The sequence below is a fragment of the Candidatus Dependentiae bacterium genome (assembly GCA_020431705.1).
In the GTDB taxonomy this organism is placed as follows: Bacteria; Babelota; Babeliae; order Babelales; family Vermiphilaceae; genus JAGQHQ01.
In genome coordinates this window covers 37422-58348 of the sequence record JAGQHQ010000003.1, presented here as the reverse complement: position 1 = coordinate 58348, position 20927 = coordinate 37422, and the positions used below count along the sequence as shown (strand labels likewise).

Annotated in this window: 15 protein-coding genes; 1 reads left to right on the top strand and 14 read right to left on the bottom strand. The window is 34.2% G+C overall.

Features of this window, described 5'->3' with window-relative positions:
• The first annotated feature begins 22 nt into the window (after positions 1 to 22).
• Complete coding sequence (locus tag KC460_01540) at positions 23 to 595, top strand: hypothetical protein (protein MCA9770036.1); 573 nt, start codon at positions 23 to 25, stop codon at positions 593 to 595.
• A 10-nt stretch (positions 596 to 605) separates the two neighbouring features.
• On the opposite strand, the gene KC460_01535 is transcribed toward KC460_01540, so the two are convergent.
• From KC460_01535 to KC460_01470, 14 genes are all read right to left on the bottom strand, one after another.
• Complete coding sequence (locus KC460_01535; protein MCA9770035.1) at positions 606 to 2987, bottom strand: UvrD-helicase domain-containing protein; 2382 nt, start codon at positions 2985 to 2987, stop codon at positions 606 to 608.
• Positions 2988 to 3078: 91 nt separating this feature from the next.
• Positions 3079 to 3717, bottom strand: coding sequence for a hypothetical protein (locus KC460_01530; protein ID MCA9770034.1), 639 nt, complete (start codon positions 3715 to 3717; stop codon positions 3079 to 3081).
• A 100-nt stretch (positions 3718 to 3817) separates the two neighbouring features.
• Positions 3818 to 5413, bottom strand: coding sequence for a glycosyltransferase family protein (locus KC460_01525; protein ID MCA9770033.1), 1596 nt, complete (start codon positions 5411 to 5413; stop codon positions 3818 to 3820).
• Positions 5410 to 6948, bottom strand: a complete 1539-nt coding sequence (locus tag KC460_01520; GenBank protein ID MCA9770032.1) for a tetratricopeptide repeat protein — start codon at positions 6946 to 6948, stop codon at positions 5410 to 5412. The genes KC460_01525 and KC460_01520 overlap by 4 nt, the downstream gene beginning before the upstream one ends.
• Complete coding sequence (locus tag KC460_01515; GenBank protein ID MCA9770031.1) at positions 6920 to 8176, bottom strand: tetratricopeptide repeat protein; 1257 nt, start codon at positions 8174 to 8176, stop codon at positions 6920 to 6922. The genes KC460_01520 and KC460_01515 overlap by 29 nt, the downstream gene beginning before the upstream one ends.
• A 75-nt stretch (positions 8177 to 8251) precedes the next feature.
• Positions 8252 to 9484 carry a hypothetical protein gene (locus tag KC460_01510; protein ID MCA9770030.1) on the bottom strand — a complete coding sequence of 411 codons (1233 nt, stop codon included), beginning with the start codon at positions 9482 to 9484 and terminating at the stop codon, positions 8252 to 8254.
• Positions 9481 to 9975, bottom strand: a complete 495-nt coding sequence (locus KC460_01505; GenBank protein MCA9770029.1) for a tetratricopeptide repeat protein — start codon at positions 9973 to 9975, stop codon at positions 9481 to 9483. Before KC460_01505 ends, KC460_01510 begins: the two co-directional genes overlap by 4 nt.
• Before the next feature lie 49 nt (positions 9976 to 10024).
• On the bottom strand, positions 10025 to 11683 hold the full coding sequence (locus KC460_01500) for a tetratricopeptide repeat protein (GenBank protein MCA9770028.1): 1659 nt from the start codon (positions 11681 to 11683) through the stop codon (positions 10025 to 10027).
• On the bottom strand, positions 11680 to 12279 hold the full coding sequence (locus KC460_01495) for a tetratricopeptide repeat protein (GenBank protein ID MCA9770027.1): 600 nt from the start codon (positions 12277 to 12279) through the stop codon (positions 11680 to 11682). Before KC460_01495 ends, KC460_01500 begins: the two co-directional genes overlap by 4 nt.
• A 12-nt stretch (positions 12280 to 12291) precedes the next feature.
• Positions 12292 to 13671: a glycosyltransferase family protein gene (locus KC460_01490; GenBank protein ID MCA9770026.1), complete on the bottom strand. Its 1380-nt coding sequence runs from the start codon at positions 13669 to 13671 to the stop codon at positions 12292 to 12294.
• Positions 13672 to 13765: 94 nt separating this feature from the next.
• Positions 13766 to 15016, bottom strand: coding sequence for a hypothetical protein (locus tag KC460_01485; protein ID MCA9770025.1), 1251 nt, complete (start codon positions 15014 to 15016; stop codon positions 13766 to 13768).
• A gap of 454 nt (positions 15017 to 15470) precedes the next feature.
• Entirely contained in the window at positions 15471 to 17108 is a 1638-nt protein-coding gene (locus tag KC460_01480) for a tetratricopeptide repeat protein (GenBank protein ID MCA9770024.1), read from the bottom strand.
• Positions 17095 to 19188 carry a tetratricopeptide repeat protein gene (locus tag KC460_01475; protein ID MCA9770023.1) on the bottom strand — a complete coding sequence of 698 codons (2094 nt, stop codon included), beginning with the start codon at positions 19186 to 19188 and terminating at the stop codon, positions 17095 to 17097. Before KC460_01475 ends, KC460_01480 begins: the two co-directional genes overlap by 14 nt.
• A 170-nt stretch (positions 19189 to 19358) precedes the next feature.
• Positions 19359 to 20852 (bottom strand): hypothetical protein, encoded by a 1494-nt coding sequence (locus KC460_01470; protein ID MCA9770022.1) that lies wholly within the window; start codon positions 20850 to 20852, stop codon positions 19359 to 19361.
• Between the last annotated feature and the right edge of the window lie 75 nt (positions 20853 to 20927).

The window sequence follows — 20927 nt, the reverse complement described above, 5'->3', positions numbered from 1 at the left end:
ACCAGTACACTGTGGGGAGATGATGAAGAATAATATATTGTATGGCTATCTTGTTCCTACCTTAATCGTGTTTGTTTTTTTAGCGCTTATTGGTATTGCTATTATTAGTTTGTTATATCGAGCGCCAATACATACTGCTGATATTATGATCAATGAAATTGCACAACTAAAGACTATCTTGGAAAAAATAGATAGAGATTGCAAAATTATTGATTTTGATTATCAGCAAAACTGGATAAATTTTTTGACCATAAAAAAAGATGGTTTTGTTGGTTCAGAGGTTGGCACCGCTAATTTGGCCTATCCTGAAAAATGGTCGGGACCATATGTAAAAGATAATCCGACAATTCAAGAAAAAGAGTATATGGTTGTGCGAACTAAAGATGGTTATTTTATTACGCCAGGGCAAGGAGTACGTTTGCCGAATGGTAAAACTATTGGTACAGATGTTATTCTTGATGAAGATGCTGATATTATCAGCATGATGCGTGATGAAAATGCGCTGATGTATCAAGGTAAATCATTTGCTGCACCATTAACGATTGGTGCCACAGCAAGCCGCGAACAAGTTCGTACTATATTGCCAACAGAGTAATCAGAGCTCATTAAACCTTTTGTACAAATTTTGATGATATTTTCTTTGTTCCCACTCTAAAGTTAACGGTGAGATAAACAGCATCTGATCTTTTTTCAATGCTTTGTATTGTACCAACGCCGAATTTCTGATGTTTAACTGGATGATTTTTTTTCCATCCGCCATTTTGTAGAGTATGAGCTTCTTGCAAATCTGTACTTGCATGCGCTTGCTTATAAGATGAAGCTTGATGTAACGTTACTTGTGCTTTTTTGAATGGTTCATCAAATGCATTAGCTTCGAACTTTTTTGCTGCGTGCATTACTGAGTTGTTGGGTTTCATTTTTTGACGAGAAAAAGATGTATTACTACTAAATGTATATATTGGAGCCGTATCTATCTGTATACCAAGCCAATCGGCAAAAAATAAACGATGTTGTGTTTCATTTTGTTGCGAAATGTCGTGTTCATTAACAATGTTTGATGGTATTTCTTTTAAAAATCGTGATGGAAATTGATCAACCATCTTGCTGTAGGTATACCGATAACGTGCTCGAGTCAGAAGTAAATGCTCTTTTGCTCTTGTAATGCCTACATAAAATAAACGGCGTTCTTCTTCAATTTTACTCATTTCTTGCAAAGATCGTGAGCTTGGTAATAAACCATCTTCTAGCCCAGTGATAATCACTGTATCGAATTCTAACCCTTTCGCTGCGTGTAGTGTCATCATGAGTATTGGATTTTTTTCGTTTTCTTGATTCGTTTTATGTTCCTGCATGAGAGCAACTTGATCTAAAAGTTGTTCTATTGTGTTAACGCCCTGTGTTGTAAAGTGCTTAATTGCGTTTAATAACTCATTAACGTTATCAATACGTATTGTTGCTTCTTGCGTGTCATACGAATCTTTTAAATAAGTTAAATAGCGTGTTTTTATAATAAAATACTCAATTGCTCTATATGGGTCCGTTTGTATATCAACTTCATGAAAAAAAAGTAAAAATTGTTGTATAATAGCAGCTTTTTTTCCCACAATGTTCTTTTGTTCAATAAGATTTGTCAGGATGTTTTTAAAACTTAAAAAAGGTTGATCTTTCCAGTGACCATGAATTAATTCTTCTACTGCTGGGCCTAAGCCACGTGTTGGTGTGTTTATAATACGAAACAATGATGTTCGATCGAATGGGTTTACTACTAAGCGCAGATAAGCAAGGATATCCTTGATTTCTTTACGTTCATAGAAATTAATACCACCAATGATTTTGTAGGGAATATTTTGTTTGATAAGTGTTTCTTCTATTGCACGCGATTGAAAGTGTGTACGATAAAGTATTGCAACAGATGTTTGTTTTTTTTGTTGCATGATGATTTTCAGTAATTGTGCAATTGCTTGTGCTTCTTGATACTCAGATAAACAGGAAAGGGCACGAACACGATTATTTCCTGTTTTTTTTGACCATAATTTTTTTGGATTGCGTTCCATGTTATGAGTAATTACTTGGTTGGCAATGCTTAAAATGGGTTGAACTGAACGATAGTTTTGCTCAATGGTAATAACGGTAGTATTTGGAAAATCTTTTTTAAAGTTCATAATGTTGGCTACAGTAGCACCGCGCCATGAGTAAATAGATTGATCTTCATCGCCAACAACACATATAGAATCGGCAACTATTTTGTCTCCATCTTTTGTCATTTGTTTCAAAAGTGTATGTTGTACTATATTCGTATCTTGATATTCATCAACTAAAATATGCTTAACGGTTTCATGGAATTCTTGTTTAAAGCTCGTATTTATATATTTATTATGCGTATTGTTTTTTTCAAAAAGCCTGAGTCCCTCAAGTAATAAATCATCAAAATCAAAACATTTACTGAGTTTTTTTTCTTTCTCATATGTATGATATACATCTACAATCATACGATTATCACGATAAAATGCCGGTGTATCAGGATCAATAATATGATTCTTTATATGTGATATTTGGTAACCGAGGCTTTTGGGTGTGATTTGCTTTTGTAAGTTATTGCGTTTTAAAATTGAGCTGATCAACTTGGTGCGATCATCTTCGTCCATGACGGAAAAAAATGGACTATCCAGAAGGTGCTGATTTTTTTTGATTAATAATAAGCAATATGAGTGAAATGTACCAATAAATGGAAGTTCTTTTGTTTCATGACCCAAAAAATGTTGAATACGCTCTTTCATTTCCTGTGCTGCTTTATTGGTAAATGTAAGTGCAACAATTGCTGAAGGGTTTATTCCATGATTGGTAATCAGATGGGTAATGCGTGCAGTGATCACTCGTGTTTTACCAGATCCTGCACCAGCAACAACCAATAAAGGTCCTCTTTTATGTTCAACTGCTTTTTTTTGTTCTGTGTTTAATTGTGTTTGCAAAAATTGGTTAAAATCCATCTGTTATACCCTATTCATGTTACTCCATTGGTATTGACAGTGTAACGAAAAAAAGAAGTGTTGTCTTAAGCTATTGTAATAAAAAGCGTAATTATTGTGTTTTGTTGTTCCTAAGTTTATCGAGGTATTTAATCTCTTCTGGAGCACTATGTTTTATTCTTTGATTATGATTTTGATCTGCTTTAATAGCATCAGCATCAAGGTCTTTCTGATTTTTGATAATAAGTGGGCTGGTAAATTTATCTGGTGCATTCATTATAAAAGCAATAGTGACTTTTGGATTATCTAATTCGTATATCAGCTGTGCAAATGTTTTGTTGTTTTTGTCTGTAGTTGAATAATCAATCCAATTCTGATTAATAAGTTTCTCAGCCTTTTGTATGTCTTTTTTTTGTATTGCACAGATAAGTTCTTTGGCTTTCTGTGTACCGACTCGTTTTTGCATTGCTTTGTCTATTTCTTCATTGCGCAATGTGCTTATTAAATAAGAGATAGTTGGGTAATAATTATTATTTTGTGAAAAATCTATCCATCCAAAGGTAATAAGAGTTTTTGCTAGCTTAATATCTCCATCATTGAGGGCCAAAATAAGTTTTTCGCTTTCGTACCTTTGTACTGTTTTTCTGAATTTTTCTTGATTGTGTTTATGAATTTGTTTTTCATCCATACAAAAGATGGTTTTGTGGCTTATAGACATGAACGTTATAAAAATAAAAATGTGTTTTTTCATTGTTTCTCCTATGCAAAATTTAACATTATGTATAATGACTATTATAAATTCTTAGGTGGCGTATCAAGTAAATAGAAGAATGGAAGTTATATATGCTTATTTATAAGAGTTTTTGAGAGTTAGCCTTGGAGTCTGAGGAAGAATTTTTTAAGTTGCTTAATTTTTCTTTTACTAAAGTGATAATAATTTCATTCATTACACTTTGCCAGTTGTCAGGTTCTATCTGTCGAAATAATTGCATTGTTGGATACCAAGGACAGTCAGAACGATGTTGCATCCAGCGCCAATCAGCGACATAGGGTAATAGTACCCAAGTAGGTGCACCAAGTGCACCAGCAAGATGTGCAACAGATGTATCTACAGTGATGACTAAATCAAGATTTTTAATGAGTGCAGCCGTATCCATAAAGCGGCCGTGGGAATAGTCAAAATCATTATATGAGTGAATAACAATATTGTTACTGAGTTCTTTTAATTCTTCAAGTCCATTTATTTTCTGTAAGCTATATACACTTACCCCATCTATGCGTGCAAGTTCTGCAAATAATTTGACAGGTACTGCTTTTCGCGAAAGGGGTGATTTAAACTTTTCATAGTACGGGCTGCCTTGCCAGCAAATACCAATTTTAAAATTTGTATCGTGTGCGATTTTTTGTTTCCAAGAATCAACAAGTTCTGGTTGTGCCCATATATACGGAACGTTATTTGGAATATCATGCTCAGACCAGGTGTTAAAAACATGTGGTAAACTCATAATGGGAATTTGATAATCATGTTCAATATTAAGTGGTTTGTTTTCATTTACCATGATTAACTTATCTATATATGGAGATGTATTAAGTAAATCTAGAAGTGTATGCTGTGTTTCAAAAATAACGATGGCACCCATTTTTTTTAGCAACTGTGCATAGCGAATAAATTGTATCGAATCGCCTTGGCCATACTCTGCACGAACGACAATTTTTTTCCCGCATAAGTCAGTTTTTCCGTCCCACTGCTTATCGCTAAATTTTCTTTTATCGGGCATGCGTTTCCAGCGATGCTCAAATGCATCCCAACCATTTTTAAAGTCACCGAGTGCAAGCAATGATTCACCAAGTCCATATTGCAGGTGTGCTTGATTGGGCTTAAGTGTGATACCACGTTTATAATAATCTGCTGCACGTCTCATATCGCCTTTGTAGCGAGCAGTGTGTCCGGCATTACGTAAGGCATCAATACACTGTGGTGCGATTTTTAATACGGCATCATAACAATCAAGTGCCTTGTCATATACATATTGTTGTGTGTATAAAACACCAAGTTCAAACTGCGCGTCGATATCATTAGGGTTTAGTGCTATTGCACGCGTAAACATTTCAATAGCTTCGTGTATTTTTTTTGCATTTCGCAATGAGCGAGCACAATAAAAATGCGCATTGAAATGACGAGTATTTTGGTTGGCTGCTTTCTTAAAATAGTTGGCAGCTTGTTTCCATCTTATTAGGTGCATACAACAGAGTCCAGCATTAAAATATGCATTTATTGAGTATGGAGTGAGGTGTATTGTTTTTTTAAACAAATCTAATGCGTGCTGATAGTCTTTATTGTTGAATGCATTTACACCTTGATCAAACCAGTGTGTGTTATTGTCTACTATGCAAGATAGCTTAGCGGTAAGAAAGAGTAACAAAAGTAAATATACCTTTTTTTTCATGAAAGTTCCTTAATAATTTCTTGTATGACGGTTTCCCAATCACCTGGTTTTTTTTGTCTGAATAATCGCATGGTTGGATACCATGGAGAGTTGGTTTTGTTGAGCATCCAGCGCCAATCCGCTTTATATGGCAATAAGACCCAAACAGGCACGCCAAGTGCTCCTGCCAAATGAGCAATTGAAGTATCTATTGTTATTATCAAGTCAAGATTTTTCATGATGGCAGCTGTATCCATAAAGCGACCGTTATCTCTATCGAATGTTTCGTCAAAAATATGCAAATTAAATGTACAGTTTTGTAGTTCTTTATACCCATGTATTTTTTGTAGACTATATAGCTGAATGTTTTGCAATTGTGCAAGTGGATCAAATGTTGCAAGTTGAATGTTTTTGTTCAATGAAGGTAGTGCTTTATGGTCGCCACTACCACACCAACAAATACCGATGTTTATTTTTTTGGTTGGAAGTTTTTTTTGCCAGTGCCCTATTAATTGCCTATCTGCAAATATATACGGCACTTCGGTTGGTATAGTTTCAAGTGTTGTGCCGAATATATGTGGTAAACTGAGCAACGGAATTTGAATATCATGTTTTGGAAAAATATGTCCTGATTGAACAATCTTATCGATATAAGGACACAAAGCAAAAAGATCTACAAGAGGCTTGTATAATTGTAGAATCACACGAGCACCTTGATTTTTTATTAATTTTAGATAACGAATAAATTGTATGCAATCGCCAAATCCCCATTCGCACCGAACAAGTATTGTTTTGCCGGTTAAATCGGCATTTTTCCAGTCATAATGTTTAAATTTTTTTATTTCTGGAGCACGCCACTCAAATTCTTCAAATCCCTTGTTTAACTTACCCTGTATTAAATAACATTGTGCAATACCAAGATGTGCATGTGCGTGCTGTGGTTCACACTTTAAAACTTTTTGATAACACGTGATTGCTTCATCGATGTGATCAGTATTTTTTAGTGTGTAAGCAAGATTGTATAATGTGTTTACTAAATCCTTATGGTGCGGTTTGAGTTGTAGTGCATTGCTGTATGCTTGTATTGCTTGTGGCACATTATTAAGTGCTTTATATATATTACCGAGTAAATAGTAAGCTTCAAAAAAATATGGATCAATGTATGTTGCTTTCGTACATAGCGGCAGTCCTGGTTTATGTTGATTCTTGATATGCAATAATCGTGCAAGTGCATAATGCGCTTTTGCATGCCATGGATCGAGCTCAATAGCTTTTTTAAGATGTTGGAGTGCATGTTCAAGATTTTGTGTTATTTCATATGCAATGCTCAAATTAAAATGTGCCATAGCACAATCGGGCAGTATTTTGATTACTTTTTTATAGCTTGCAATTGCCTCTAGATATTTTTGTTCACAAAAAAGCTTGTTTGCCAGATTGAGTTCATGTATTGTAGCATTTGTTTCTTTGCGGCTTAGTCGTTCTGCATAAATGCTTGTTGGTATGAGTAGAAGAAAAAAGAAAAAAATATTACATGTTAATAAGTTCTTGTAATGCATGTTTCACTTCTTCGATAACAGTTGTCCAGTCACCAGGTTTTTTCTGTCTAAAAAGCCGCATAGTATATGGGTACCACGGAGTATCATTTCTTTTTTTCTGCCATCGCCACTCAGCATTATAGGGGAGTAATACCCACGTCTGAGCGCCAAGTGAGCCAGCAACATGTACAATTGATGTATCAGCAGAAATAATTAAATCAATATTTTTAATAAGTGCAGCGGTATCCATAAAGCGGCCATTAGATTCATCAAAATCATTATCGAAATGGTGTATAACAAACTGTTTTGGTAAGTTTTGTAATTTTGCTATGCCGTGTATTTTTTGTAAGCTATAAAAACTAATACCATCAATGCTCGAAAGTGGCTCAAACAACTGCAGCGGAATTGATCGTTTTGTGTACGGACTTTCTTCTAAATAAATCGGTTTTGCATGCCAACATAAACCAACTTTGAAGTTTTGGTCGCACTCAAGTTTTTTTTTCCATAGCTCAATCAATGTTATATTAGCAAATAGATATGGTGGTGACGCTGGAATGCTATCTAAATCTGTTTTGAAAATCATAGGTAAACTTAAATAAGGAATTTGAAAATCGCAATAATAGGGTGCTTTGCCAACGGGTATCAATTGATCAATATATGGACATGAAGCAAAAAGAGACATAAGAGCATCAAATGTTTGAACAATAACGGTAGCACCTATACTTTTGAGCAATTTTGCATAGGGTAAAACAAACTGAATCATATCTCCAAGTCCCCATTCTGCGCGTAGAAAAATATGCTTTCCTGCTAATTTTTGTGGTGTTAAATCTTGATGGGTGAACTGCTTTATATATGTTTTATAATCAGCCATGCGATATTCAAATTCTGGCCATCCGTTTTCAAAATCGCAAATTGCCAAACGTGCTTTTGCCCTTCCTAAATGTGCTTTTTCGTTATCCGGTTCCAACGCAATTGCTTTGTTGTACCATGTAATTGCTTCTTCTTGTTCGCCAATTAAGTTACATATGTATCCTAAGTTGTACACGATTGCGGTCTCTTTTGGAGTATATTCATGTATTGTTTTGTATAGTTGATATGCTTTTTCTGGCTGATTGTTTTTAACTGATTGGTATGCGCGTTTATGAAGATCATTTAAGTTTTCTTTTGTCGAAGTACAAAAAAAGAGCGATAAAAAAATGAGTGAAAAGTAATGTGGTGTATTAATGTGTATGCGAGAAAAAGATATCATAACTACTCTTTTTGGTGATCAAGTTTTGCTGTATGCTACTACAAAAAAAATGATGAGTAAAATTATTGCACGAGTTTAATTGAAAAGACTTATAATAGCCTGCTTAACACTATTCATAACTGTGTACCAATCACCAGCTTCTGGTTGCCGAAATAAGCGCATGGTTGGATACCACGGTGAGTCATAGCGGTTTAATAGCCAACGCCAATCTGCTTGATGCGGCAATAATATCCATGTAGGTGTGCCAAGACCACCAGCAAGATGCGCAATAGATGTATCAACAGTAATAACTAAATCAAGATTTTTGATAAGTGCTGCAGTATCCATAAAGGGGCCGTGTGATTCGTCAAAATTATCAAATGAAATAACAGGTAAGTGTTGCGGTAATACTTCTAGTTGTTCGATTCCATTAATCTTTTGCAAACTATAGAGTGTTACATTGTTGAGTTGTGAAAGCTCTGCAAGTAAGCTGAGCGGAATTGATTTTGCCAGCGAATCTTTGTGTGCTTGTGCGTTACTTGAGTTTTTATGCATATCTGTTTGCCAGCAAATACCAATTTTAAAGTTTGTATCATACTTAATTTTTTCATGCCACAGCTCTACTAATTGGTTATCCGCATACAAATACGGTATATATATTGGAATTGTTTCTAAAACGGTATTAAAAATAAGTGGCATGCTCATTATCAGTGCTTGCAAGTCAGTTTTTGGTAATTTATTTCCTGTTTGAATAACTTTATCGATATATGGACATAATTGTAAAAGTTTTACCAATGGTTTTTGGCATTCAACAATTACGTATGCATCACGTTGTTTTAGCACATAGGCATAGCGAATAAATTGTAGTGTGTCGCCAAGCCCATATTCACCCTTTAGTAAAATTTTTTTGTCTTTGAGGTTGTTGTTTTTTTTAATAAAATTTTCGAAATCTCTGTTGTAATGTGGTGGGTTTATCCATCTGTATTCATATGAGGTCCAACCACGCTCAAAATTACCTTGTGCTAAATAGATATGCGATAGAGCTCGATGTGCTTGTGCATTATTTTCTTCAAGTTTTAAAACCTGCTCATAATATTTTTGAGCGTCATTCCAATGGCCGGCGCGTTTTGCTACAAAACCAGCATTACACAATAAATTAATATTGTGAGGATAGTGTATAATTATATTTTTATACAGATAATATGCATTTTTGTAGTCATGATTTTTAATAAAATTATATGCATGATTAATCTCATTTTGCATATTATATGTTTGTACAGAACAGTAAGGGTGACCGGTAATTAAAAATAGTATAAAAAATTTTTTCATATCAATATTGGCGCTTGGAAATGAAAGGATGGCAAAAGAGCGCCGGGCGGAATAATCTCATTGATGTATGGTTGTTGTTTTAAAAGTGGAATAAGTGCGTTGTGAATTGGTGCAAAAATAATATATGCACCACGTTTTTTAAGAAGTTGTGCATAACGTAACATCCAAATTGAATCGCCAATACCCCATTCTGCCCGTAGTAATATAATTTTGTTATTCAGTCGCGCATGGTTTGTAATATATCTTTTAAAGTCTTGTGTTGATTTCCATGGTTTGCCTAAATGCCATTCTAATTCTCTCCAGCCTTTTTCAAAGTTACCAAGTGTAAGATATGTTTGTGCAAGGCCGATGTGTGCAGCAGTTCTGTATGATTGGCTATCTAATAGTTTTTTATATAATGTTATTGCTTTTTTGTAATCACCGCATTCTCGTATGTTGCGTATATATGCAAGATGATCTTGCGATAAAGTAAACAATGCGGAAAAAACCATACTGAATGCGAGTATAAGATGAAGCTTGTTGCTGTAGAGAATGTTTTTGTTATGAAACAAGCCCATATAAATCATTCGGTTTCATGTATAGTTGATCGATAATCTGTGCAATCGAAATGTCTGGATTTTTTGGTGTGTTGCCGCGTGGGTCATCGCAATCGATTGGAGCAATATTATTTCCTTGGATGATGAAGTTACATATTCGTATATCTGTATGACCGATGTCTCGTAGAGTTTGCTTTACATTATTTAATTGTTGAGCAATATGTGGACGTGTTGGATAGGAGCCTTCAAGCATTACAAAGGTGAGTAAATTAATGCCTCTGATCCACTGGTGCTTTGACCAATCAGGATATTTCAACAAAAACTTATTTTCAAATGTACTCTCAATGCGATACTCATCTGTTTGATGACCTCGTGTCCAATGAGTTCGTTTTAATGTGTTACGTGGGTTTTCTAAAAGATACATGTGTGAGTGGGCATATGGCTTATCGTACTTAGATTTTTGAAGACTAGTCTCATGTATCATCATGCTGCCCTTGCGTACAATATATTGTGAGGTCAAATCCAAGTAGCTTTTTGTATAACTGGATACTTCAACAAATGGTGTTTCGATGATAATGTGGTCACCAAGTTTTTTTATGAGTTCGAAAATAAGTTCATGGTCCTTTTCGAACCATGCAATAGTGCCATCCAATGCGAGAACAACATCAAAATGCTCGCATTCACTTAACCGTTGTAGGTCTTTGGCTGTAATATTTTTTGCTAGGACTACGCAGCCATTGACTAAATCATTTTTTTCACATAGTGAAACAAGGCTATTGTCAGAACTTAACATTACACATGTTGCATTATAATCATGAGCAATACGGAATGAAAAATAACCTTGTTGTGGATTTAAATCAAGAACGGTGATTGGACGTTTATATTGGTTTAGTATTTTCTGTATTGTTAGATAGCGCTCGTGGCATTTTTTGTTACCAGAGCTTACGGTTATGTTATTGATAATAATATCTTGGTAGTAGTGTTGAAGTTGGTGGCGTATTTCAAGCTGCTTATGGTATGCGCTTTGCATATCATGTTGTATCATCTCTATGTCAAAAGGCTTTACAAGTGCTTCCTGATACAGTTGTATCGCATCTTCTACGTAGCCACTTCTTTCAAATAGTTTGCCGACGTAATATGCAAGTTGTTTGCTACAAGCACATTCAGAAATATACCGTTGTGCTTCATGTGCATTGGTAAAATTATAATGCTCCCATAGTGCACGTGCATAAAGCGGATAGACGTCTTTATAATCAGGATTGTGTATGAGGGCTTGGTTGTAAGCAATAAGTGCTTGATCAGTTTTGTTTATTGAGTGTAGTGCATTTCCAAGAAAAAAATATGCTTTTGCATAAGTTGGTTTTATCTCAAGTGCTTTTTTTAGGTATTTGATTGCTTGTTCAAAGTCTTTATAACAAGTAGCTAGAATAAATCCTATGTTACAGTGAGCAGAAGAAATATTTGGGTCTATTTTTATAATTTTTTTATACAATGTAATTGCACTATCAAATTGCCGATTAAAATAATATTGCTCGGCGCGTTTGTGTAAAAGTTGAATGGTATTATTAATTTCTTCGATGCTTACCGTACGAGAAAAAAAATGGGTTAGTGAGCACAAAAAATAAAAAAAGAAGAATGCTGTACGATTGAAAATATACTTCATATTATTGTCTCTTTATTATTTTTCGGTAGTGGTTTTTGTTGTGCAATATATTTGCTACGTGCAATGTATGCTTTATTGAGTTGTGTTTGTAGAATTTCATTGCTGGGTTCTTGACTAAGTATTTGTTTATACAGATTGATTGCTTGATCAAATTGTTTTTCTTCAACTAATATATTGGCTAGGTTGAAATAGGCTTTGCCATATCCTTTATTCAGTTCGATGGCTTTTTTGAGTTCATCAAGAGCCTCTTTATTTTTGCATTGTTGATGGAATGTGATGCCTTTGTAACAATGTCCTTGGGGGCAGTTGGGTTTTATTTGTAATGCATTATCAAAATGGTTGTGTGCTCTATAAAAATAATTCTTTGCTTTTTCAGGATCATTTTTTAAATTGTGCTGTTGGCCATAGCGAATATATGTAATACCAATATTTAATTCCTGTTGTAATGGATCGATATGTGGTGTGAATGGTTTACGGTATGCATGCCAAAAGTATTGTGAACAAAAGCCTGCGCAAACTGAAAACACAAATACAATAAGTGAAAAGGTATATATTTTTTTTGTATATGTATGATGTTCGTCTATATGTTTATACATGTGTATCGCTTTTTAGTGCGAAAGTATTATGCGTAACTCATTGTATATCTTATCCATGACGGATTGCCATGTATCAATTTCTTTTCGTCTAAAAATTCTTGCAGTTGGATACCATGGATTGTCATCTCTGTCTTCTAGCCAACGCCATTCGGCAGGAAAAGGCAGTACAACCCAAACTGGTACCCCTAAACCGCCAGCTAAATGAGCAATTGAAGTGTCGACTGTGATGACTAAATCCAAATTTTTTATAACAGCTGCTGTGTCCATGAAACGGCCCTGGTTTTTATCAAAAGTGTCATCAAAACAACGAATTATTTGTTTGTTTTCCAAAGTCTTTAATTGATCTAATCCATTAAAACGTTGCAGACTATAAATACTGATACCAGGTATATCTGCTAATTGGGCGAACATGTTAAGCGGCATAAATTTATCTGTACTGTGTGCAAGATCTCCGTGCCAGCAAATGCCTATTTTAAAATTAGTATTATGTGTTAATTGCTTTTTCCAAAATGCAACTAGATTTTTGTCTGCAAACAGATATGGTATATGCGCAGGAACGGTTTCCAGTGTTGTTTTATATACAGAAGGTAAGTTTAACATTGGAATTTGTAGATCGAATGCTGGTATTGGAGAGCCAATCACTATCAGCTCGTCAATGTAATCACATAAAGCCAGTATATCAATAAGTGGTCGCTGTACTTCAGCAATGACTATTGCACCGTCGTGTTTTAATAGTTGTGCATAGCGGATAAATTGAAGTGTGTCGCCAAGCCCTTGCTCAACACGTAATAAAATACGTTTGCCTTGTACATTTTCTATGCCGTTCCATAACTTATCTAAGGGCCATGTAAAATTCCGAGGACTTTTTTTGTCACGTAACCAGCGCCATTCATATTCTTCAAATCCTTCATGCAATTTACCAACTGCCAATAGTGAAAGCGCTAGACAAAAATGAGTAGCAACATTATTAGGATCATGTTCTAACGCAGTGCGATACCATTCAATGGATTCTCTATAGCGGCCACATTTTTCTGCTAGAGTAAAAGCAATATTGTGATAAACCGCAGCAAAATTGCCGGCCATAATCAAAATTGTTTTAAATGCTTCAATTGCTTTTTTTGGTTGTTTGTGATCAAAAAACTCATTACCTAACTGAAATAATATAACGGCACAATCACGAATTGATTGATTTCCTTCTGGACGTACGGCAATGGCTTTTTTTAGATAGTACAGTGCATCATCAAGATTCTGTTTTTTTAAATGAGTTGCACTAGCTTGTAATAGTTGATCGTATGACTGATGTTCAGAATATAATACTGGATAAGAAAATGTACTTACAAAAAATGATATGAAAATAAATAGTGACTTAAAGTTTCTTGTTACGTATTTCATGGTGCCTCATTACTGATTATTACTGATAATATTACGTAGTTTAATATTGTGGTCAATAGGTGTTGTATCTTTTTTGAATTTTTATAGAATTACTTCAAGAGTCTCGGCTGGAAGAATATTTAGAGGTAAACGTATTTTTGATTGCGGTTTCAATTAAAGTATTTATCTCACTTGTTTTAATATAACTGATGTTATCTTTTTTAAATGTAGAATTTATGTGTTCGTTGTAAAAATTATAAAATTGGTTAGATATATTGGTTAATTTTGCATGATACATCTCAGCCAATTTTTTGTCTTGTTCATAAAAATTATGTACTTCAGTGAGAGAGATTAATCTGTAACAATTGTTGTTTTTTTCTCTTTTATTGATAAGTGCTTTTGCAAGCCGGATGCCCAATGGAATAAGTTCCGTATATGTATAAGAAAGTTTTTCAATAATATGTGTTGGATTACTAGTGTTATATAAACTAACTATTGACTGAGCTTTGTCGTTTGCAGAATCAAAAAATTGTTTAATTTTGCATATAGAATTTAGTGTGTCATGAATTAGTTTAATAAACGTCTGAGATGCTTCATTATACTGAAAAATTGGATTACAACAACTATGTGAATTGTAAATCTCTTTTTTGATGGTCTCAAAAAATAAAGGACAATTATCAGAGTCATTTTGTATTGTTTTAATATCGATATTATCAATAATGTTCTTAACGTTATTCGTTAAATTACTGCATATTGTTTTTCTACTATTGTTATGTGTTTTAATATTAGTGTTTAGTGTTTTAATATTAGTGTTTAGTGTTTTAATAAGAGTACTTAGATTATCAAGTTCGCGTATCTTCGTGTGTAATTGTTTATTTTCATTATGCATAGTTTTCAAACTATTAGTGAGGTTTTTTTCTATTGAAGTAATGTCGCTTTTTCTAGCAAATACACCCGGTGATATACTGCCAATTGTAAATAGCATGCCAATACCAGAGGCGAATGCAGCATATACATTATGATTTTTTAATGAGTAGTAGGCACCAACTGTAGAAGCAACTGCGCTTGCACCAAGAATACTTGTGTAGGCTATTGGGTGCTTATAAAATGTTTTACCAATTGCAATACCAGCTTCTTGTAGTTTATTATAGATTGAGTTGTTAGATTGTTGTGCATAGCAGTCTGTATTGAAATTAACTGTGGTGTTATGCATATCATATGAATTTACGGCGCCCAACTCTTCTGAATAATTATTTTCTTCCACTTCATTAATTTCTGCCACTTTATCTTCTTCCATGCCATGAGCACAGGTTACGTGTGATAATGAAAATAATAAAAGTAAGCTGATTACCATATTTTTTTTCATTTTTTTCTTTTCGATATTACGATTAATGCAATGTTTTCAATTAGCAAATTACCTTGGCGCATAAATGCAGTCATATAGCGCCCAGTAAAGTAGTATTTATTATATATGAAAATAAAAAAAACGTATAGCGGTTGTGCTCGTTTAGTACATAGGAGAATTTTTTGGGCAGTGGTATTTTCCTTTTCTATTCATACAGTGTATTATTCTATCTATTATGCATTTGAATGAGGACATACTCATCAGATAAATACCGCTTAGTTTTTTTGCTCAAAATCGAGTTTAATTTTTTTCATAAGTTTACCAACAAGTCGTTTTTTCAACCAGTTTTGATCATTTTGTGAAATTTGATTATCAGATGATATAGAGATATATTTTTTTAGAAGTTCTTCCAATCGAATATGATTTATTTCGTTGGTTTCTGATATTTTTTACCACGTTTATTCAAGAGATTTGTTTAGAGAGGATCATGGATAATGTGAGAAATTCTCTGAAAAACCCTTTTAAACACCGATTTCCATTCAAAAGGCTTTTCCTGTTTAAATACTCTCATGCTTGGATACCAGGGGGAATAAGATTTGCCAGAAAGCCAGCGCCAATCGCTCTGATATGGTAGTAGTACATAAACGGGAATTCCTAGCGCACCAGCAAGGTGAGCAATAGCTGTATCTGGGCAAATAACTACATCAAGATGTTGCATAAGTGCCGCTGTATCCATGAATGCCCCATTTTCAGTGTCTAGATCATCAAAAGAGATGATGTGTACATCATCAGGAAGATTATCTAAATCTTTTTGCCCATCGTGACGTTGCAAACTATATAGCGTGATGCCAGGTTGCTTTGCTAGTGCATAAAAATGTTCAAGTGGTATGCCACGGCGTGCGATGGGATAGCGTGATGAATCGTTGTGCATATTTACTTGCCAACAGATACCAATTTTAAAATTGGTATCATCTTTTATTTTTTTTTTCCAGTATTTAACGAGTTGTTGATCGGGAAAAAGATATGGGACGTTGTTGGGCAGTGTCTGTTGTGTTGACCTAAAAATACAAGGTAGTGACATCAAGCTGGCATGAGCATTTCTTTCTGGATAAGCACTACCAGAAGGAATCAATTGATCAATATATGGGCAGTTAGAAAAAAGGGGGATAAGTTGTTTTTGTATATAAACCAACACTGTTGCATCCATTTCCTTTAATATTTGTGCATAACGAATGAATTGAATGCTGTCACCAAGACCACCTTGATACTGCAATAATATTTTTTTTCCTTTTATGGTTTTTTTTCTCAAAAAATTACGTAATCTTTCGGCAGTGTTATGGACGCGTCTAAGATACTCATCGTAATAGGGCCATCCAGCGTCAAAGTTACCATTTGTTATATAACTCATGGCGAGGCCAAAGTGTGCGTGTTCGTAATCAGGTTCTAGTTCAAGTACCCGTTGATAGAGCGTAATGGCTTCGTCTAATTTGCCAGCTATTTTTAACGTATATGCTTTGTTATATAATATTTGTGGGTTATTTGGATCTATTTTCAAAATATGATTATACAGTGTGATAGTTTGCTCTGTTTGTCCGAGTGTTATTAAGTGATGTGCAAGATCAATCAGTTGAGTTATCGATGGATTTTTTTTAATGAGAACTGTATATGCACTGTTTAAGCAGGTAATTGCTTCTTTGTAGTTACTAGATTCTCTGTATAATAGTGCGGCTTCTTTGTATGCATCAAACCATTCTGGTGCATATTTGATTGTCTGTTGATAGAAAGCGAGTGCTTTGTTGTGATTGTTTAAATGTCTATAGCTTTCTGCAGCATAAAAATATGCTTTTGCATAATCTTTTTTTTGTTCAATTGCGCTATTAAAATATTCAATGGCGAGTTCCCATTTTTTCTGTGTTTTTAGAACGATACCTATATTAAAAAGAGTCTGTGCATTATGGGGGTTAAGCTCGTGTGCTTTTTCATAATATTCAAGTGCGCTATTGAATTTTTTTTGATAAAAAAAATGAGTTCCTTGCTGAAAGTATTCTTTAAAAGAGTCAGTTGCTGCGCAGATGCTACTACACAGTAATATAAAAAAACTAATAACGTGCATACTGTTTTTCTTCAACAAAATGAGAGCTGCATAGCTCATTTATTGCTCGTTTAATTCTTCCACGTTTATCGTTGATGTAGTATACACTACGTGCAAGTTGTATAAAATCATTATCGAATTCTTTGAGGCGTTCTTTATCACGAATGTCGTCCTCGATATCCCACAATGTATTATTAATATCAAGAAGTGCTTCGGTTAACGATACCATTGATTCCGAGTGTGGAATTTTTGCATTGCGTGTCTCAGTTAGACTTTCAAGTTCTATGCGAACATTTTTTAATTTTTGTGCATTTGTGATTTTTTTATTTTTGATTTGTAATATTGTTATTTTATCAATCAATTCACCAACTGAAATTTCTGCGGAGATATGTTCTGTTTTTTGTAGTAAGCAATGAGATTTTTTGTTTTTTTTTGTAAGTCTTATATAGTCTGGTAGTTTATCAACAATGGTTTGAATAACTGTTTTCCAATCACCAATAGTTGGCTGACGGAATAAACGCATATTCTCTGGATACCATGGTGTATCAGGTCTATCTAACATCCAGCGCCAGTCAGGAGGATTAGGAATTAAAATCCATGTTGGAACACCAAGTGCACCAGCAAGATGAGCGGTAGCAGTGTCAACCGAAATAACTAAATCAAGATTAAGCATAACAGCTGCAGTATCCATAAAGTGACCATTGTTGTTTTTGTTGTCAAAATCGTCACCAAAGGTTACTAGTGTGCAATCGGGAGCAAGTTTTTTTATTTGTTTTGTTCCAGTCATACGTTGTAGGTTATACACTGTTACGCCCGGTAAGTTCATGAGTGGTTCAAACATTTTGACATTAAGTGATTTGGCAGCAACAGCAGTACGCAAAAAATGAGTGTTATAATTTGGATTTCCTTGCCAACAAATACCAATTTTAAAGTTGGTATCAGGGGCTAATTCTTTTTTCCAATAATCTACAAGTTCTTTTTTGGGATGAATGTATGGAATATTGTTCGGAATTGTTTTTTCAACTGTGTTTAAAATATAGGGCAACGAAAGAAGGGGTGCGTGTGTATCAAAATAAGGTAAATGATCATGCAAAGCAATTACTTTATCTATATATGGGCAACATGTACGCAGCAGGGTAACTAAAGGTGACTGGGATGCAAATATTACTGTTGCGCCCATTCTTTTTAATACCTGTGCGTAACGAATAAATTGCAATGTATCACCTAAACCTTGTTCTGCGTGTAACAATATTGTTTTGCCATTCAAGTTAGTACCATCCCAGAGCGGCTGCTCAAAAACACGAGGTTTTTTATCGTCACGCTTCCAGCGCCATTCGTATTCTGGCCAACCTTCTTTAAATTCTCCACGAATTAGGTGTGCCATGCTTTTACCAAAATGTGCTTCAACATAATCTGGCTTCATAGCAAGTACTTTATGATACAACGTTATAGCTTCTTCTATTTTGCCAATTTTTTTAAGTGAATAAGCGATATTATACAGTACTGCTATATTGCGAGGTTGTAGTTCAATAATTTGATTATACACTTCAAGTGCTTTTTCTGTTTTATTATTCATGTTGAGTGAATTAGCAAACTCCAAGAGGGTGTTGGCATTTTTAGGCTGTAGTTTAACAGCATGTTCAAAACATGCCTGAGCCTGATCAAATTTACTTTGCTCGTTGAGTATACGTGCTAAACAAAGATGCGCTTCAGCGCTTTTCGTGTCAATTTCTAATGCTTTTTTATAGGCATTCTCAGCTTTATCATTCTGTTTTAATTTTTTATATGCATTGCCTAAGTGAATGTATGCTTTTACATAGCCTGGGTGTAGACGAATAGCATGTTGATAACAATGTATTGCTTCATTAACTCTATTTTTTTGTGCAAGTGCTAACGCACAATTAAAATATGCCTGATGGCAACGTGGGTTTAACGCCAATGTTTTTTGATAATATGTTATGGCTTGTTCAAAATCATTTTTGCGGAAATAATCATTTGCATGGGCAAAAAGCTGCTCAAAGTTTTGTGTAAATATTTTTGTATAGTATGTATAAGGCAAAAATATAATTAAAAAAAAGGCGAAAAAGCGAAGTTGTTTCATGAGAATATTCCTTTTTTGTGGTATGTGTTGTGAGATTGAGCACAGTAATACTAAAAAAAAGATGGAATGTAAAACAGACTCAAAGTAATTGGCGAAAGTTAATAACTATAAAAAAAGCCCCGTAAAAATACGAGGCTTTCAGATAATTCATATATAAAAGTAAGCTTGGTTTATAAACCAATCCAAGTTCCCCAACCAAGTAGGCCTCTACCTTTATTTTCTATGTTATTACTATCGTTGAGGCTTACTGGTACAGCAACTTCTTTTTTTAGCGGCATAATTGTGTTATTAGGCTTAGTTATTTGATTGTCTTGATTGCGTATTCTGGCCATAGCTTCTTTGTGCTTTGCTGCAGTTGCATGCAAATTTTCTTTTGTGATTAATTTTTTTGCACAAGGGTCATTTCCATTTATACGATCTATTTCATTTCTGCACTCAGCGGCAGATTCTCTGTCTTTTTTTGCTCCTTCTGCATCACCAGATTCTTTGCGTTTTTTAGCTCTCTTGAGATATTGAACATTTGCCTTCTCACAGGCGTCAATAGCTTTTTTTTTATCCTTCTCGAGGTTGAAGTGTCTTTTAATGAAGTTGCTACTTTCTGTTTCTTTTAACTTATTTTTTTTATCAAAAATATCTCGGTTCCATGCTATAGATGCACCAAGATCTAGGTTTTGAATATGTGTTGGTAGCTTTATTGAATCAATAGTTTCACTTTTTTGATTAGTAATTGCGATTTCTTTTTTTAGTGTGTTTATTTCTTCTGTTATGCAGCGTTTATCTATATTATTAAGAGTTGAATTTTCTATTTCTTTGAGAAACTCTACTCTTTCTTCGAGGGCTTTAGTAAAATTTTTCTTATAATCATCAAGTGCAGATTCTGCAACTGCGAGTAACCGATTTATTTTTTGTTTATCTTCCTTATCATTTTGTTGGTCGACTAGATTTTTGATATTTTTTCGTTCTTCTATCCTTGCCTCTTGTTCTGAAATTTTAATGTGAGCATTGTAAATAAGTAATTCTGTAATATTATTTCGACTATCTAATACATCAGTGATATTGTGATTTGTAATGTCCCATTCTTCTTGTAACTTTACTATCTCTTCATTTGAAGCGTTATATTTTCTGTAAATAATTGCTGTTCTTTCCAAGTCTCTTTTTTGTATATTCAGTTCTTTTGTTACTTTTTTAGCTTTTTGCGATAGAGTAATGAAATTCGGAGATTCTTGTTTTTCTGCCTTTTTTAATTCAGTGATTTGTTGATCAATTGAGTCTTTTTGTTTAATAAGACGTTCGCAGAGCGCATTTTTGATGGAAATCCACTCACTATTTTTTTCTTTTTTCTTTGTTGTTGGTATAACTTCTTCTTGATCATGTTGATCATGCTGCTGACAATTTCTGATTGCAGGTTTTCCAGTTGCACTACCTCTACGGGCTGTAATTGCATCATTTAAATGCAGATCAATATTAGAATCAATACTAGATGATTTTATCACAGCAGCAGCATGGATAACTGTAGTTGGAATTTGCGAGGTGCTTTTAGCTAGACTGGTTTTATGCTTGTTATTAGTTTGAACAATGCCATCTCGTTCATCCATACACCTTGCTGTGCTAATAATCGAGAAGCACAAGACAGTGATTGTGAGTAACAGTGATAAGCCCTTCATAAAGAACTCCTTTTAATTTTTAAAGGGTTAAAAAACACTATTGCCAACATATGCTTACCAAGAACATCGCATAAA

Excerpts from the sequence above, each read along its gene's own strand:
- KC460_01540 (MCA9770036.1), top strand. The coding sequence starts at position 23 with ATGAAGAATAATATATTGTATGGCTATCTTGTTCCTACCTTAATCGTG.
- KC460_01535 (MCA9770035.1), bottom strand. The coding sequence starts at position 2,987 with ATGGATTTTAACCAATTTTTGCAAACACAATTAAACACAGAACAAAAA.
- KC460_01530 (MCA9770034.1), bottom strand. The coding sequence starts at position 3,717 with ATGAAAAAACACATTTTTATTTTTATAACGTTCATGTCTATAAGCCAC.
- KC460_01525 (MCA9770033.1), bottom strand. The coding sequence starts at position 5,413 with ATGAAAAAAAAGGTATATTTACTTTTGTTACTCTTTCTTACCGCTAAG.
- KC460_01520 (MCA9770032.1), bottom strand. The coding sequence starts at position 6,948 with ATGCATTACAAGAACTTATTAACATGTAATATTTTTTTCTTTTTTCTT.
- KC460_01515 (MCA9770031.1), bottom strand. The coding sequence starts at position 8,176 with ATGATATCTTTTTCTCGCATACACATTAATACACCACATTACTTTTCA.
- KC460_01510 (MCA9770030.1), bottom strand. The coding sequence starts at position 9,484 with ATGAAAAAATTTTTTATACTATTTTTAATTACCGGTCACCCTTACTGT.
- KC460_01505 (MCA9770029.1), bottom strand. The coding sequence starts at position 9,975 with ATGGTTTTTTCCGCATTGTTTACTTTATCGCAAGATCATCTTGCATAT.
- KC460_01500 (MCA9770028.1), bottom strand. The coding sequence starts at position 11,683 with ATGAAGTATATTTTCAATCGTACAGCATTCTTCTTTTTTTATTTTTTG.
- KC460_01495 (MCA9770027.1), bottom strand. The coding sequence starts at position 12,279 with ATGTATAAACATATAGACGAACATCATACATATACAAAAAAAATATAT.
- KC460_01490 (MCA9770026.1), bottom strand. The coding sequence starts at position 13,671 with ATGAAATACGTAACAAGAAACTTTAAGTCACTATTTATTTTCATATCA.
- KC460_01485 (MCA9770025.1), bottom strand. The coding sequence starts at position 15,016 with ATGAAAAAAAATATGGTAATCAGCTTACTTTTATTATTTTCATTATCA.
- KC460_01480 (MCA9770024.1), bottom strand. The coding sequence starts at position 17,108 with ATGCACGTTATTAGTTTTTTTATATTACTGTGTAGTAGCATCTGCGCA.
- KC460_01475 (MCA9770023.1), bottom strand. The coding sequence starts at position 19,188 with ATGAAACAACTTCGCTTTTTCGCCTTTTTTTTAATTATATTTTTGCCT.
- KC460_01470 (MCA9770022.1), bottom strand. The coding sequence starts at position 20,852 with ATGAAGGGCTTATCACTGTTACTCACAATCACTGTCTTGTGCTTCTCG.